Below are 16,306 nucleotides of genomic sequence, written 5' to 3' on the forward strand. Positions count from 1 at the left end.
TTTTTTAAACAATAAAATTATATTTTTTTATGAAATACTTTCGATTTGAACCATTTCATTCGCATCAGCAAGATAATCTACCCCTTGAAATCCGAAACCAAATAAGTTCAAGAAATCATTTTTATAACCGGCTAAATCACCAATTTCCTTTAATGTTTCTGTGTCTGCTTGTGCCCAAAGTGTTTTTACTGCTTCTTGAATATCGTCACGCATTTCCCAATCGTCGATACGTATTCTTCCTTCAGCATCCAACGGAACTTCGCCTCCATTATACAATCTATCTGCGAACAAACGTTGCATTTGCTCAATACAACCTTCATGTAATCCTTTTGCTTTCATCGTTTTATACAACAAAGAAATATACAATGGAATTACAGGAATAGCTGAACTTGCTTGAGTAACCAAAGCTTTATTTACCGAAACATAAGCTTTTCCACCGATGTCTTTTAAAGAATCTGTAATTTCAAAAGCTGTCGCTTCCAAATGATTTTTAGCTTGACCAATAGTTCCTTTTCTGTATACTGCAGAAGTGACTTCAGGTCCGATATAAGAATAGGCAACTGTAGTAGCACCATCCGCTAAAACACCTGCTTTTTTCATAGCGTCTGTCCACATTTTCCAATCTTCACCTCCCATAACTACAACAGTGTTATCAATATCTTCCTGAACCGCTGGTTCGATTGATACTTGCGTTACATTTCCTGTGTGAAAATCGACTGTTTTGTCTGTAAACGTTTGACCAATTGGTTTCAATGCCGAACGGTGCAATACACCTGTTTCAGGGTGCATACGTACTGGTGAAGCCAAACTGTAAATAATTAAATCCACCTGACCTAAATCAGCTTTAATCATATCAATAGTTTGTTGTTTTACTTCTTTTGAGAACGCATCACCATTAATACTCTTTGCGTATAATCCTGCTTTTTTAGCTTCTTGTTCGAAAGCCGCCGAATTATACCAACCTGGCGTTGCTGTTTTTCCTGGTGCCGGTTCTTTTTCAAAGAAAACACCAATTGTAGCCGCATCATTTCCGAAGGCCGCCGTAATTCTTGACGCTAAACCAAATCCTGTTGAAGCTCCCACAACTAAAACTCTTTTTGGTGCATTTATTTTTCCTTTAGATTTTACGTATTCAATTTGATTTTTAACACTTTGAGCACATCCTTCTGGGTGAGCTGTTAAACAAATGAATCCGCGCATTCTTGGTTCTATAATCATTTTTTTTTCTGTTTATTCGGTTATTTGTTGATTTGTTTATTCGATAAATTCTCTAGCAAAAGTACTAAAAATCTAAGAAGTCTAAAAATCTAATTTTCTAATTCAATAAAGCTTTTGCATGGGTTAATGCCGAATCGGAAATATCTTTACCCGAAAGCATTTCGGCAATTTCTACAATTCGCTCTTCTTGTGAAAGCAACTTCAATTCGGAAACTGTACTTTCTCCTTGATCTAATTTATATACTTTATAATGTTGATTTCCTTTGGCGGCAATTTGAGGCAGGTGTGTAATGGCAAAAACTTGCATCTTAACACTCATCTCCTTCATAATATCACCCATTTTATGGGCAATTTCTCCCGAAACACCGGTGTCAATTTCATCAAAAATAATCGTAGGAAGTTTCGAATAATTCGCCAGTATTGACTTTACAGCCAGCATAATTCGAGACATTTCACCTCCAGAAGCCACTTTTTTCAACAATCCAAAATCGGTTCCTTTATTAGCAGAAAACAACAATTGTACTTCATCTTTTCCTGATGATAAAAAACTTTGTGCTGCTTTAATTTCAAACTGAAAACGTGCATTTGGCATTCCTAATTGCGCCAATATATCCGTAATTTCATTCGTTAAAACAGGAATCGCTTTTTTTCTATTTTCCGATATTTGAGAGGCTAATTTCTCTAACGCTACTATTTGTTGGTCTAATTGATTTTCTAATTTAGAAATTTGATTTTCTAGATCATCGGCTAAAACCACTTTATTATCCAAATCATTTTGAATGACCAATAATTCTTCAACCGAAGCCACATTGTGCTTCTTTTGAAGCGAATAAATTAGTTGCAACTTTTGATTGACCAATTCTAGCTTTTCCGGATCGTTAATCAATTTTTCAGCTTGAGCATTTACTTCGATAGTTATGTCATCAAACTCAATTAAAACACTAGAAACTCTTTCTGATAAATCTTTAAATTCGGTAGAAAGATTGGCGATTTTTTGCAATGAAAATTTTACTTCCTTCAAATTTTGCAGTATTCCGATTTGCTCTTCATTAGCAATTGCCAATGATTTATCAAGATTTTCTTTTATAAATTCGACATTACTTAACTTTTCCAAAGTAGCTTCAAGTTCGGCTTGTTCTCCTTCTTTTAAATGAGCCGCTAGTAATTCTTCCAATAAAAAGGAATTATAATCGGCTTCTTTAGAGAGCGAATCTTTATTCTGTTTGAGTTTTTTCAACTCACTTTTGATCGATTTATAAACTGAAAGATTTTCTTTGTAAGTCGCTAAGGTATTCCCATTTGCAGCAATGGCGTCTAGAATTTCAATTTGATACTCTTCACTAGACAACTCTTGAGTTTGGTGTTGCGAATGAATATCGATTAAAAAGGTACCTAATTCTTTAAGTTCCTCTAAATTAACTGGACTATCATTGATAAAGGCTCGTGATTTACCTGAAGGAAGAATTTCACGACGAATTATAGTGATTTCTTCATAATCTAAATCATTGGCTTCAAAAAAAGGCTTTAAATTGTATTTCGACAGATTGAAATGTGTTTCAATCACACATTTTTGTTCTTTATCTTTAAGCGAAGATAAATCGGCACGATTTCCTAAAACCAAACCCAAAGCACCCAGAAGAATTGATTTTCCAGCTCCCGTTTCACCTGTAATAATAGAAAACTGATTAGAAAAATTCATTTCTAACTGTTCTATCAATGCAAAATTTTTAATAGATAATGATGTAAGCATCTGACAAATTTAATAAGAAATTTGACCCCACTTACTTGAGTTTGTAGGAGATAATCGATTTAAACTTTCAATTACTTGCGTGACATCAACTTTGGGACCATCGGTAAAGATATTTAAAATCTCATCCGATTTTGCATCAAAAAACACACGCGTTAAATAGGCATTTGGTCGAACAGCTGCCACTTCCGTTAATGATTTTAATGCTCTTTTAATATTTTCCTTTCCTTCTTTAGGATTGTTTGCCATGATATCCAAAGCCCCTAAATGGTATTCATAAATTGCTCTTCTGAAAGGCAAATAAGTTGGCGCAATCATGTCATTTACTAAATAATAACGATTTTGCGTACCATTGGATGTCCATGCTTTTTCTTGGGTAATTTGCGCGAGCGCTACGATAGTAGAAGCGTTTTCGAAAGCTTTATTTCCGCCTTCAATCTGAAAAGAATCGGCATCAATACCGATAATCATATTGGCATAAAAAGCAATCACTGATAATAAATTTGAATCGTAACTATTTATATTAAAGTTCAGATTTTGGAATTCAGTATATTCAAATTTCACTTCTTTATCGTTAATATTTAAAATAGAAGTGGAATATGTTGAGTTAAAAACGGGTCTTGATGCTTGCACTTGCAAACTTCCTTCAAATTTATTTACATTATCGTAAGAAGTAATGTTAAAGAAAAAGGAACAGTTAATTTTCTCATTTTTTTTAAATGTTTTTTCTGCCCATTTGGTATTATTAAGAAATTCTGTCAACGACTTTTTTAGTGTTTTAAATACTTGTTGATTGGTTGCCCCTACCTGACTAGTATTAAACTCGACAGTAGCATTAAGTTCTTGCGAAGCAATACCCCCTGAAATCAACACAAATAAAACAACAATATATTTACGCATAATGGTTTATAATTTTAGTAACAATATCTAAAGCGACATCTTCTTTCGATTTTAATTCTTGAGGCTCTACATTGAAATTTTTATCAATAAAAGTAACCTTATTAGTTGGTTTCCCAAAACCAGCCCCCGAATCATTGAGTGAATTAAGCACAATCAAATCTAAGTTTTTTTTCTGAATTTTTTGCTTAGCATGTTCAATTTCATTTTCCGTTTCTAAAGCAAAACCAATTAAAAACTGATTCTGTTTGATTTGCCCCAACGACGCTAAGACATCCTTCGTTTTTTCTAACTCAATTGTAAACGTTTCTTCCTTCTTTTTTATTTTCTGAGCTGCCACATTTTTCGGTCGATAATCGGCAACAGCTGCTGCTGCAATGGCAACATCCACCTCATTAAAATATTGATGACAAGCGACAAACATATCTTCTGCAGAAGTCACTCGAATCAAATTAATGGAAGCGTTTTTAGTTTGCAGGTATGTAGGTCCAGAAATTAAAATCACTTGAGCGCCTAGATTTGCTGCGGCATTTGCGATATCAAACCCCATTTTTCCAGAAGAATGATTACCAATAAAACGAACAGGATCAATCGCTTCATAAGTCGGTCCTGCAGTTATTAATATCTTCTTATCTTTAAGAGGTAGTTTGCTTTCGATATCTTTTTCAAGAAAAGCAATTATGTTTTCAGGCTCAGCCATGCGGCCCTCCCCTGACAATCCACTGGCCAACTCACCGCTTTCAGCAGGTATAATGGTATTTCCAAACTTTTTTAAAGCATCGAAACTTGCCAGCGTTGAAGGATGTTTGTACATGTCCAAATCCATTGCAGGAGCAAAATAGACAGGACATTTAGCTGAAAGGTATGTTGCAATTAGTAAATTATCGCAATTTCCATTTGCCATTTTAGACATCGTATTGGCGGTTGCGGGTGCAATCACCATAAAATCAGCCCAAAGACCAAGCTCCACGTGGTTGGTCCACATAGCACCTTCCTCTTCGTTGTAAAAACTCGTATGAACCGGGTTTTTAGATAAAGTGGATAAAGTTAAGGGTGTAACAAAATCAACAGAAGCAGGTGTCATGACTACCTGTACATGCGCACCTGCTTTTATAAAAAGTCGAACTAATGATGCCGATTTATAAGCGGCAATACCACCAGAAACTCCTAGTATTATTTTTTTACCACTTAAAACAGACATTGTAGTTGTTTTATTTTGATTTATTGTAGTAGATTTTGTTTTCTAACCATTCTTGAACTGCTAAAGCGTGTGGCTTTGGCAATTTTTCGTAAAATTTAGAAACTTCAATTTGCTCTTTGTTTTCAAAAACTTCCTCTAAACTATCGTTATAAGTAGCAAATTCTTCTAACTTTTCGATTAATTCTTTTTTGATTTCAGAATTAATTTGGTTAGCTCTTCTTGCCATAATGGTGATAGCTTCATACACGTTTCCAGTTGGTTCTTCAATTACCGTTTTGTTGTACGTAATTGTGTTTACTGGAGCAGTCGTTTTCTTTAAATCCATCTTTCTTATTTTTGAAATTGTTGTAAATCCTTTTCTATTCTTGCCAACATTTCATCGGCAGTATTTTTATATTCTGTATCTGCTTTAAATTTTATTAATGAATTATAAGCAGCTTTAGCCTCTATTAAACGTTCTTCCATTTTAGCTGGAATACTATTTATAGCTAATTGATAACTAGAATCTAATTTATAATATAATGCTTTTTCTTTATAGGTTGTTCCTGGAAAATCGGCTAAAAAATTATCAAAAACTTTAATAGCTGCTTTAAAATCAGAAATTGTATTGTACTGTTTTGCTATTTCAAACGCTTTCTTTTCTAATTTATATTGCAATTCTTTCGTTACAGCATTGGCTTCAGCCAAGTATTGTGAATTTGGATATTTATTGATAAAGTTCTGCATTTTCGTGATTGCTTTATCTGTATCTCCTTGATCTAAAGAATAAACAGGCGACAATTCCGAATAGGATTTAGCGCCTAAAAAAGCTGCTTCTTCTGCATTTTTACTCTTTGGATATAAAGATGCAAAACTTTCAAATTGATATCCTGCTAAATAAAATTGTTTTGTTTTATAATACGACTGTGCAAACATATAAAACATATTTTCCGCGTCGGGTTTTCCTCTGTAAGCCGAAGCAATTTGTTCAAACAAACGAATGGCTTTATTGTATTTTCCCTCTTCGTACTTAGCAGTTGCTGCCGCTAATTTCACTGCAACATCTTCTGATTTTATGGCTTTTTGGTAATCACTACACGATGCTAAAAGAGCAACAAGAAAGAAACCGTATATAAATTTATTCATATTTTATTTTAAAACGTGCCGTTTTTCAATGGTTTAACCTTTCCACAAAACGAACCGCAAAGTTAGTTATTAATTTGTTTTTACAAAACTTATTTTTTACTACTATTTATTCAGCTGTTTTGTAAACGAATCCAATCGGTTGGCTAGATTTTCATTTACATTTACCAAAGGCAAACGAACGGTGTTTTCTGACAATCCTAATGATTTGAATATTTCCTTGATACCGCCTGGATTTCCTTGCTCAAAAATCATATCGATACTGTCCATTAATTTATAGTGTAAGGCATACGCTTCGTCTACTTTTCTTTGTAACCCCAAGCGTACCATTTCAGAAAACTCTTTAGGATAACCTTCTCCAATAACCGAAATTACTCCGGCACCACCCGCTAAAACCATCGGCAAGGTAATCATATCATCTCCAGAAATCACCAAGAAATCTTTTGGTTTGTGCTGAATCAACTTCATTGCTTGTACGATATCACCCGCTGCTTCTTTTATTCCGATAATATTTTTAAAATCATTTGCTAAGCGAATAACGGTTTCCGGCAACATATTACTGGCAGTTCTTCCTGGCACGTTATACACAATTACAGGAATTGGAGACGCTTCGGAAACCATTTTGAAATGCTGGTAAATACCTTCTTGAGTCGGTTTGTTATAATAAGGAGACACCGAAAGTATGGCTTGGAATTTTGAAAAATCTCTCGTTTTAAGTTCTTCTACTACTTTTAAAGTATTATTCCCACCAACTCCTAAAACCAAAGGCAACCTTCCTGCATTAGCTTCTACAATTGTATGGATTACCAATTCTTTTTCTTCTTGGGAAAGCGTAGCAGATTCTGCAGTTGTACCCAAAACCACAAGATACTCCACACTACCCTCAATCACATGATTTACAATTCTTTTTAAGGCTTCAGTATCTACAGAAAAATCCTTTTTAAAAGGTGTTACAAGTGCTACACCCGTTCCAATAAATGCTTGCATTTTTATTATATTTTGTTTAAAATTTTTAAATATCTAAATAATTCGTGAATGAAAACTTTATAGTTTTCTGCGTTTATAGTAATCATCAAATGATTTAAACGCTTGTCAATACTTGAAAAGCCTACTTTAAATGAAGCTTTCGATTTATTTGTAATGAGCAATAAAGGTGCTTTTTCAACATCATAATAACTAATTAATATATCAAATTTTGAATTGATAAAATCGATAACGAAATTTGAAGAAAAATCTCCATTCCACGTGATATCTTTGTTGAAAAACGTAGGAACATCATAGTTTTCATTCTTTTTTTGAGCATTTTGAAAAGCCAACAAACTAATGTTTTCTCTTTTTATACCCTTTTCAATCAATTCTTCGACTAATTTTTGTTTTTCAAAGAAATAATTTTCATCGATTAGTATCCCTACTGTATTAACTGAAGTGCTTAGTTTATTATCGTTTACGTTCTTTATGCTGTTTTTTAATCTTTTTTTAAGAGATAATTCTTTTATATACTTTATAAACATATTACATTTGTAGCTTCGTTTCTTCGGAAACAAAATTAAATATTTAGTTTGTATTGGCACGATTAATGCATGCGTAAAAATAAAAAGAGTATGTCACAAATGAAACATTTTGGTTTAATTTTAACGTTATTAACGTTTTTTACTACTTCTAACGCTCAAGATGTAGTTTCTGTAATTGAAGGTAAGCAAGTAAAAGTAACTGAAGCTGCCGAAACAAAAGCAGAATACGATGCTGTAATTGCACCATATAGAAGTCAAGTGAATCGCGATCTTGATAAAATTTTAGCGTACAATCCTGTTATTTTAGATAAATCCAAAGGGCAATGGCAAAGTAATATTGGCGATTTAATGGCTAAAATTACTTTTGAAAAAGGAAATAAAGTTTTTGAAGAAAGAACAAAGAAGAAAGTGGATGTTTGTATTCTAAATCATGGTGGAATTAGAGCAATGATTGGACAAGGTAACATTACAGCAAGAAATGCATTTGAAGTAATGCCTTTTGAAAACGCAGCGGTTGTTATCGAGATTGAAGGTAAATATCTGGTTGATTTTGTAACGTATTTTATAAAAGAAAAAAAGCCACACCCTATTGCTGGTTTGACTTTTACTATCACTGCGAGTGGAGTAGCTAAAGATATAAAAGTAAATAATGAGCCAATTGTTTTGGACAAAGTTTACAATCTGGTAACGAATGATTATTTAGCTAGTGGGGGTGATAAAATGGAATTTCTAAAAAAGTCTACCAAAACCCATGTATTAGATTACAAATTAAGAGACATGATAATTGATTACTTTATTGACGTTGACATCATCAAAGTACCAACCGACATTAAAGTAACCCAAGAATAAACGTTATGAAAAGAAGAGATTTTATTAAAAATACAGCTGCAAGCACAAGTTTATTAGGTCTTGGTGCCTTATCTTTAAGTAGCTTCCAGTTGGCAACAAACACCACAAAAAAGCTTACGATACTTCATACTAATGACACCCATAGCCAAATAGAACCTTTTCCGTTAAATCATCCTAAAACTCCAAATATGGGTGGTGTAGCAAGAAGAGCTGCAATTGTAGAGCAAATTAGAAAAGTGGAAGACAATGTCTTACTTTTAGATGCTGGGGATATTTTTCAAGGAACTCCTTATTTTAATTATTATGGAGGAGAATTGGAGTTCAAATTGATGAGTATGATGAAATATGATTTGGCTACCATTGGAAATCATGATTTCGACAACGGAATAACAGGATTATATGGACAACTTCCCAATGCTTCGTTTGAATTTGTCTCAGCGAACTATGATTTCAAAAACACTGTTTTAGACACCTTAGTGAAGCCTTATAAAATATTCAACAAGAAAGGAATTAAAGTTGGTATTTTCGGAATAGGAGTTGAATTATATGGACTTGTTGACCCTAGATATTACAAAGAAACTAAATATTTAGACCCTGTAGAAATCGCTACAGATATCACAACTAAATTAAAAGACGTTGAAAAATGTGATTTAGTAATCTGTTTATCTCACTTAGGTTTTGAATACAAAAACGAACCAGGAAAAATTTCCGATATTAATTTAGCTAGAAAAACCAAAAACATCGATTTAATTATTGGTGGCCACACACATACTTTCTTAGACAAGCCAGTAATAGAAAAAAACCTTGACGGACAAGAGGTAATCATCAATCAAGTAGGTGCTTTTGGAGTAAATTTAGGAAGAATTGATTTCTTCTTTGATAGCAAAGAAAAAGTAACAGCTACCGGTAAGAAAATAAGCATTTAAATCTTTTTAAAAAGAGGTCTTTAGTTTTTAAAAGATATATAGCGAAAAATGGTTGTAATAGGCAATCCGTTTTTCGCTTTTTTTATAACTGATTCAAATCAAGAACAACTCTTAAAAAATTAACACTATTTTACCTTCTTATTATTAGTGTTATAGTTGTTGTTTTTCAATATTATACACCAAAAAACATACTCGTACCCCTTTAAAATTGCGGGGAGACTATTTTTTAACAATATTTCTTTTAAATACTTAATCAACATACTATATTTACCACTTTATTTTTTGAAAAATAAACGAACAAACTATAGTTATTCAAAATGTTACATACAAAAAACTACCACACCTTTTTAAAGCTCCCAACTTTAATCCTATTATTACTAACCACTTACAGTAGTTTCTCGCAAGAAGTAGTAAACACTATTATTGAAGGAAAACAAATTAACATTAACGAAGCAGCCGAACCAAAACCGGAATACAATTCACTAATTGCCCCATATCGGGATAAAATTAATAGAGACTTAGACGAACCTCTTGCGGTTTGTTCAGAAACTCTGGATAAAAGTAAAGGTCAATTCCAAAGTAATATTGGGGATTTTTTAGCCAGTATTGTACTTGAAAAATCGGACGTTATTTTTCAAAAAAGAGAGAAAAAAAGTATTGATGCTTGTATCTTAAATCACGGTGGAATCAGAGCCATTATGCCACAAGGCAATGTGTCGGCTCGAACAGCTTTTGAAATTTTACCATTTGAAAATACAGCTGTTGTTGTAGAGTTAAAAGGAGAACAAATCATTGAATTTATCAATTATTTTATTACCGAAAAAAAACCACATCCTATAGCAGGTTTGACGTTTTCAATTTCTGCAGCTAAAAAGCCAAAAAATGTTAAAATAAAGAAAGAACCAATTGTTTTAGATAAAACCTATTATATCGTTACCAATGATTATCTAGCAAACGGTGGAGATAAAATGGATTTCTTCAAAAAAGGAACAAAAACCTTTGATTTAGATTACAAAATGCGAAACATTTTAATTGACTACATGAAAGATGTGGATACAATTAAAGTGACAAGTGAAATTAAAGTTGTACAAGAAAAATAATCGTATGAAAAGAAGAGATTTTTTAAAAAATACTGCTGCAAGCTCTACATTATTAGGACTTGGAAGCTTACCGTTAAGTAGTTTTGAATCGGCAAATGCGTTAGAAGTCAAAAAAATTACCATTTTACACACAAATGATGTTCACAGTCATATCGATCCATTTCCTGCCAATCACCCAAAGAATCCAGGTCAAGGTGGCGTAGCACGAAGAGCGGCTGTTATTGATCAAATAAGAAAGGCAGAAGAACATGTTTTGCTTTTAGATGCTGGTGACATATTTCAGGGTACGCCCTATTTTAATTATTATGGCGGTGAGTTAGAGTTTAAACTTATGAGCATGATGAAATATGATTTGGCTACTATTGGAAATCATGATTTTGACAATGGTGTTGAAGGATTGTTAGCCCAATTACCTCATGCGAAATTTGATTTCGTTTCCGCAAATTATGACTTCAGAAACACAGTTCTAGATACACATGTTAAACCCTATAAAATTTTTAAAAAAGGAGGAATAAAAATTGGTGTTTTTGGAATTGGAGTGGAATTAAAAGGATTGGTAGATAAAAAACTATATAAAGAAACTGTTTATAATGACCCAATTGACATTACTTCTCATTTTGCTAAAAAACTAAAAGAAGATGAAAAATGTGATATTGTAATTTGCTTATCTCACTTAGGTTTCGAATACAAGAATGATCCTGAAAAAGTCTGCGATAGAATGTTAGCACAAAAAACTAAAAACATCGATTTAATCATTGGAGGACATACTCATACTTTTTTAGACAAGCCTATTGTGGAAAAAAACAGCGCTGGTCAAGATGTTGTAATCAATCAAGTGGGAGCCTACGGAATAAACTTAGGAAGAATTGATTTTTATTTTGACAATAAAATGAATTTATCTTCAACCGGCAGAAAAATTATTCTGTAATACTTTTTTCTTCTGAAAGTAACATAAATTTATATATTCCAAATTGTGCTATGATATAAAATGCCATTGACATAGGTTGGAATATAATAATTGATAAATAATATAATTTAAGTACCAAGATAAATTGAATAAGAGCAAAAAGAACAACGTGGACTAACAACCAAAAGTTCTTTTTGCTTTCTTCTATCATATAATTAGAGAGCGACAACCCACCTAAAAAGCTCAGAAATAAAACCTGAACGAAATAAATATACAATCCCTTACCTAGCTCATTCATGGTTAAAAAAGTAAGGTAAATAAACAATGCCCCAAAAGGAATACTTCCCAAAAAAACGGGAAGAAAACTATTTATTATCACTTTTTTCATCACTACATAAATAATTAGTCCCCGATAGGTAATCAAGAAAACCGAAGCAATCACAATGGAATAAAAATCCTTTGAAATAAAAAAGATATTAGCCAACAGCACAAAAAACAAAGAGAATAAAAAATAACTATTTTTTTCTTTCGACTTTATCCAATACAACAATGCTAAAATGGGTACTAATAGCGGTTTTAAGATATACATAAATGTAGTATTATTGTAATATTCGGCAATGATTTCAAAAAAACCAATTCCGAAATACAGAAATAGTAATACCTTTTCCTTGTTTGTAATTTTAAATGCTTTTTCTGTCATTGTGAAGTTCGTTGTGTGGTGCCGCCGCAAAATATTTCACTAAATAATAGTAGGACCCAAATTGAATGGCTAAATTAAACAATAGAAAGATTTTCATTGGCAAATAAAAATTATAAATAACATAAAATGTATCTGTAAAAATGAAAGCAATACTAACCAGCATTGCATAAAAACATTTTATATAATTAGACGTTATATAATTTTGAATGGTAACAGTAGCCATTAATGATAATATTATTCCGTAAACCAGATAATAAAATAGTTTTACAACATTTAAACCAGGAATAAGTGTTAGAAAAAAATAAGTTATTATCAAAAATCCAATTAGAAATAATGAAAGCTGAGGCAGATTATGCTTATCAAAATTTTTAAGTAGGAAGAAATCGGAAATGAAAAAATAACTTAAGATAAGATTGCCAATCAAGTTTAAAGCAATCACAATTTCTCCTTTGTTTTCATAATCAAAAACAGCAATCATATCGGAGGCGAAGTTTACAATCAGAAGAATAACTACTATTGTCTCAAACCTATTTTTGTTTATTTGAGTATAATAATAAAAAATAGCTGGAATTATTATTGGTTTTACAATAAACTCCACCCATTTCCAATTAAAAAAAACGGCAATAACTGTTAGTATTGACGCAACTGAATATAGTTGTAAGGCTACTTTAGAAATTTTCATTATTTATTCAACCACTTCGATGGTTTCATTTGATTTTAAAAAATAATTAACGACAAAATAATACGACAATACACTACTTAAAATACTCAATAATCGGAAGAAAATAAAATCATAATAGTAGTAATAAATAATGTAAAACAAATCACAAATGAGATAACAAAAAGCGGCCAATAATAAGTAAACAATAGCATTAGAATGTTTTAAGGTATATAAAACAGTACTACTAATCACAAGACTTGTTAAAATAATGGCATATAAAACGAAATAAAAATACATCTGATTTTCTTTGGTAAAAATAAGACCTAAACTCAGATATGCCAATGTTATCAAAAAAATAATTGTCAAAATAATATATAGTAAGTTGACATTATCAATACTTCTGTAATTAATCGAAAACATTTTCTTAACAATAAAACTTAGCAGTATACTATAAGACAACATATTGAAAGAAAGTACATATACAAGTGTTTGATTATCTTCAAATAAGTTAAGTACACCACTCAGGAAATAAGAAAACAAGAATAGTAAATGCCAATAATTGACTTTATATTTTACTTCATTTATATAGTGAAATATAATTGAAGAGGCAATCATCGGTTTGCTTACAAAGATCACATTTTCATACCCCATCAACGACGAAATCGTAAACGTTATTCCCGAAATTATATATAATATAAATGCTGGTGTTAGTAATTTCATTTTATAAGAGTTCTTCTTTTGCTGTTATCTCGAAATTTACATCACGCTTTAGAAAGTAGGCAATTATATAAAAGTACGAAATAATTTGCAAAACAAACTCAATGTAAGTCAAGGCTTTAACATAAAAAACCATATTAATAATGGTATAAATAATATCTGCAATTAATCCAAAAACAGAAGCAATAAGAATATACATTGCAAAATCTGAATTGGTGATCAAATAGACGTATAAACTGGTAGATACATATACAGCCAAAACAAACCCATATCCAATAATTATTGGAATATATTCTTGATAAGTAACAGAAAGAGTTCCTATTACAAAAAACATAACTAATACTAAGAATAAAAAACAAATTGATGCAAACATACACTCATTCATTTTGAATTTTAAATGAACTGCATCTTCTATAACCACTTTTACCAACAATAAGTACGGAATAAAATCAATTAACATTAAATAAATATCAAAATTTTGAAATTGAAGTAAAGCGATTGTATCCGACACAAAATAGACGAACAAAATAGTCAGCAAAACCGGGCTAACATATTTTTTATCTGATGAAAAATAATAAATTAATAAGGCTGGAATAATGGAAGGTTTTGTCAGCAACGTTAACCACTCATTGTCTATTACCATAGCTATTACAGCTAAAACACTCATTATTATATAAAAAGAAATGGGGGTGTTTTTAATCATTATTTATTGTTATTAATCATTTCCTCAAAATCAGTCTCACTTATAATTGGTATTTTTAATTGATTTGCTTTTTCTAGTTTGGCAGGTCCCATGTTGTCTCCTGCAATTACAAAACTCGTTTTGGCCGAAATAGAACTTCCCACTTTTCCACCATTATCCTCAATCGCTTTTTTCAGCTCATCACGAGAGAATTTTTCAAAAACACCAGAAACCACAATAGTCTTTCCTTCTAGAATACTAGAAACCAAAGTCGCATCAATTTGCAATAATTCCATCTGAACTCCATGTGCTTTTAACCGTTCAATATTACTTCTATTTTCTTGATTTTCAAAGAATTCCAAAACACTTTGTGCGATTTTAATTCCGATTTCGTCTACTGTCACTAATTCTTCCAAAGATGCATTGGCCAAGGCATCAATCGATTTATAGTGTTTAGCTAATTTTTTAGCTACTGTTTCCCCAACATATCGAATACCTAAAGCATATAAAACACGATCAAAAGAAATTTCTTTAGATTTTTGAATTCCACTAATCAGATTGTCCGCACTTTTATCGGCCATTCGCTCTAAAACCACTACTTGGTCTTTTTTCAATTCATACAAATCAGCATAACTAGTTACTAACTTGTTTGTATATAGTAATGCCACTGTCTCTCCGCCTAATCCTTCAATATCCATCGCTTTACGGGTAATATAATGCTGAATTCTTCCAATAATTTGTGGTGGACAACCGTAAAAATTAGGGCAATAATGATTGGCTTCGCCTTCTTTTCGTTCTAATTCGGTCGCACATTCAGGGCAATGTGTAATATAGATTGTTTTTTGAGAATTTTCCGGTCGCTTTGATAAATCAACCGCAATGATTTTAGGAATAATCTCCCCTCCTTTTTCGACAAAAACTTCATCTCCAATGCGAATGTCTAATTTTTCTATTTGATCGGCATTGTGCAACGAAGCTCTTTTCACAATCGTTCCAGCCAATTGCACTGGTTCCAAATTGGCTACTGGGGTAATTGAACCAGTTCGTCCCACTTGATATGAAATCGAATTTAATTGAGTAGAAACTTGTTCTGCTTTGAATTTATAGGCCATCGCCCAACGAGGTGATTTGGCGGTATATCCTAACTCTTCTTGTTGGTGAATATTGTTAATTTTAACTACTACTCCATCCGTTTCATACGGTAATTCGTGACGGTGTTTGTCCCAATAATTGATAAATTCGAAAACTTCGTCTATATTTTTGGCTAGTTTGGATTGGGTAGGCACTTTAAATCCCCAGTTTCGAGCTTTTTCCAAACCTTCAAACTGCGATTGAATAGGTAAATTATTTCCGATTAAAGAATACAATAAGCAATCTAATGGTCGTTTGGCAACCTCGGCACTGTCTTGAAGTTTTAAACTTCCTGAAGCCGTATTTCTCGGATTGGAATAAGGTGTTTCGCCAATTTCAATCAACTCCTGATTCATTTTTTCAAAGCCAGCAAATGGAAGGATAATTTCACCTCTAATTTCAAATTTTTCCGGAAAATCACCCTTTAACTTTACAGGAACAGCTTTAATGGTCTTCACATTATTGGTCACATCGTCTCCTTGAAATCCATCACCTCTGGTAACCGCTCTTTTTAGCCTTCCGTTTTCATATAAAATACTAATGGAAGCACCATCGTATTTCAATTCGCAAGTATATTCTAATGGAACATTCCCTAATATTTTTTGAGCTCTTGCTTCCCAATCCAATAAATCTTCCTTAGAATACGAATTATCTAACGAATACATACGGTATTCGTGCTGTACCGTTTCGAAATTTTTAGTAATGGATCCTCCTACTCGCAAAGTGGGTGAGTTTTCGTCAAAAAATTCAGGATGCTTTGCTTCTAACTCTTGAAGTTCTTTGAGTTTTATATCAAACTCATAATCAGATATCGTTGGCGTATCTAAAACGTAGTAATTGTAGTTATGTAAATTAAGTTCGTCTCGTAAGGTTTGTATTTTTTGCAAAACGTCCATAAAAAAATTGGCTATTTAGTTTGAGACACTAAAATAGCCAA

The 16,306-nt window shown here is 32.2% G+C and carries 17 protein-coding genes; 4 read left to right on the top strand and 13 right to left on the bottom strand.

The genetic code is table 11. From position 1 onward, the window contains the following. Window positions 1–27: 27 nt before the first annotated feature. The 8 genes from fabV to EQG63_RS07335 form a co-directional block, all read right to left on the bottom strand. Window positions 28–1,218 (bottom strand): enoyl-ACP reductase FabV, encoded by a 1,191-nt coding sequence (gene fabV / locus EQG63_RS07300; protein ID WP_129435701.1) that lies wholly within the window; start codon window positions 1,216–1,218, stop codon window positions 28–30. 97 nt (window positions 1,219–1,315) lie between these two features. Beyond that, window positions 1,316–2,968, bottom strand: coding sequence for a DNA repair protein RecN (gene recN / locus EQG63_RS07305; protein WP_129435702.1), 1,653 nt, complete (start codon window positions 2,966–2,968; stop codon window positions 1,316–1,318). A 9-nt stretch (window positions 2,969–2,977) separates the two neighbouring features. Continuing rightward, complete coding sequence (gene porD / locus EQG63_RS07310; RefSeq protein ID WP_129435703.1) at window positions 2,978–3,865, bottom strand: type IX secretion system protein PorD; 888 nt, start codon at window positions 3,863–3,865, stop codon at window positions 2,978–2,980. Further along, window positions 3,858–5,063: a bifunctional phosphopantothenoylcysteine decarboxylase/phosphopantothenate--cysteine ligase CoaBC gene (coaBC, locus tag EQG63_RS07315; protein ID WP_129435704.1), complete on the bottom strand. Its 1,206-nt coding sequence runs from the start codon at window positions 5,061–5,063 to the stop codon at window positions 3,858–3,860. Before coaBC ends, porD begins: the two co-directional genes overlap by 8 nt. A 10-nt stretch (window positions 5,064–5,073) precedes the next feature. Continuing rightward, window positions 5,074–5,388, bottom strand: coding sequence for a DNA-directed RNA polymerase subunit omega (locus EQG63_RS07320; RefSeq protein ID WP_129435705.1), 315 nt, complete (start codon window positions 5,386–5,388; stop codon window positions 5,074–5,076). 5 nt (window positions 5,389–5,393) lie between these two features. Continuing rightward, window positions 5,394–6,188, bottom strand: a complete 795-nt coding sequence (locus EQG63_RS07325) for an outer membrane protein assembly factor BamD (RefSeq protein ID WP_129435706.1) — start codon at window positions 6,186–6,188, stop codon at window positions 5,394–5,396. 102 nt (window positions 6,189–6,290) lie between these two features. Beyond that, window positions 6,291–7,172 (bottom strand): 4-hydroxy-tetrahydrodipicolinate synthase, encoded by an 882-nt coding sequence (gene dapA, locus EQG63_RS07330; protein ID WP_129435707.1) that lies wholly within the window; start codon window positions 7,170–7,172, stop codon window positions 6,291–6,293. A gap of 5 nt (window positions 7,173–7,177) precedes the next feature. Continuing rightward, on the bottom strand, window positions 7,178–7,696 hold the full coding sequence (locus tag EQG63_RS07335; RefSeq protein ID WP_129435708.1) for a DUF6913 domain-containing protein: 519 nt from the start codon (window positions 7,694–7,696) through the stop codon (window positions 7,178–7,180). 90 nt (window positions 7,697–7,786) lie between these two features. Here EQG63_RS07335 and EQG63_RS07340 point away from each other — a divergent pair, with 90 nt between their 5' ends. From EQG63_RS07340 to EQG63_RS07355, 4 genes are all read left to right on the top strand, one after another. Beyond that, the gene (locus EQG63_RS07340; RefSeq protein ID WP_235827818.1) at window positions 7,787–8,545 is read left to right on the top strand and encodes a 5'-nucleotidase C-terminal domain-containing protein; all 759 of its coding nucleotides are present in this window, start codon (window positions 7,787–7,789) and stop codon (window positions 8,543–8,545) included. A 5-nt stretch (window positions 8,546–8,550) separates the two neighbouring features. Next, window positions 8,551–9,471 (top strand): bifunctional metallophosphatase/5'-nucleotidase, encoded by a 921-nt coding sequence (locus tag EQG63_RS07345; protein ID WP_129435709.1) that lies wholly within the window; start codon window positions 8,551–8,553, stop codon window positions 9,469–9,471. Window positions 9,472–9,788: 317 nt separating this feature from the next. Further along, on the top strand, window positions 9,789–10,571 hold the full coding sequence (locus EQG63_RS07350) for a 5'-nucleotidase C-terminal domain-containing protein (RefSeq protein ID WP_129435710.1): 783 nt from the start codon (window positions 9,789–9,791) through the stop codon (window positions 10,569–10,571). A gap of 4 nt (window positions 10,572–10,575) precedes the next feature. Further along, on the top strand, window positions 10,576–11,499 hold the full coding sequence (locus tag EQG63_RS07355; protein WP_129435711.1) for a bifunctional metallophosphatase/5'-nucleotidase: 924 nt from the start codon (window positions 10,576–10,578) through the stop codon (window positions 11,497–11,499). Here EQG63_RS07355 and EQG63_RS07360 read toward each other — a convergent pair. The 5 genes from EQG63_RS07360 to ligA are packed head-to-tail and all read right to left on the bottom strand — an operon-like array spanning window position 11,489 to window position 16,265. After that, window positions 11,489–12,178, bottom strand: a complete 690-nt coding sequence (locus EQG63_RS07360) for a lysoplasmalogenase family protein (RefSeq protein WP_129435712.1) — start codon at window positions 12,176–12,178, stop codon at window positions 11,489–11,491. The two genes, EQG63_RS07355 and EQG63_RS07360, sit on opposite strands and share 11 nt — an antisense overlap. Beyond that, window positions 12,159–12,860 (bottom strand): hypothetical protein, encoded by a 702-nt coding sequence (locus EQG63_RS07365; RefSeq protein WP_129435713.1) that lies wholly within the window; start codon window positions 12,858–12,860, stop codon window positions 12,159–12,161. Before EQG63_RS07365 ends, EQG63_RS07360 begins: the two co-directional genes overlap by 20 nt. 3 nt (window positions 12,861–12,863) lie before the next feature. Beyond that, a complete protein-coding gene (locus EQG63_RS07370) occupies window positions 12,864–13,559 on the bottom strand; it encodes a hypothetical protein (protein WP_129435714.1) in 696 nt (231 codons plus the stop codon). A gap of 1 nt (window position 13,560) precedes the next feature. Beyond that, complete coding sequence (locus EQG63_RS07375; protein WP_129435715.1) at window positions 13,561–14,259, bottom strand: hypothetical protein; 699 nt, start codon at window positions 14,257–14,259, stop codon at window positions 13,561–13,563. Beyond that, window positions 14,259–16,265, bottom strand: a complete 2,007-nt coding sequence (ligA, locus tag EQG63_RS07380; protein ID WP_129435716.1) for an NAD-dependent DNA ligase LigA — start codon at window positions 16,263–16,265, stop codon at window positions 14,259–14,261. Before ligA ends, EQG63_RS07375 begins: the two co-directional genes overlap by 1 nt. Window positions 16,266–16,306 lie beyond the last annotated feature (41 nt).

The sequence above is a fragment of the Flavobacterium amnicola genome (assembly GCF_004122165.1).
Classification (GTDB): Bacteria; Bacteroidota; Bacteroidia; order Flavobacteriales; family Flavobacteriaceae; genus Flavobacterium; species Flavobacterium amnicola.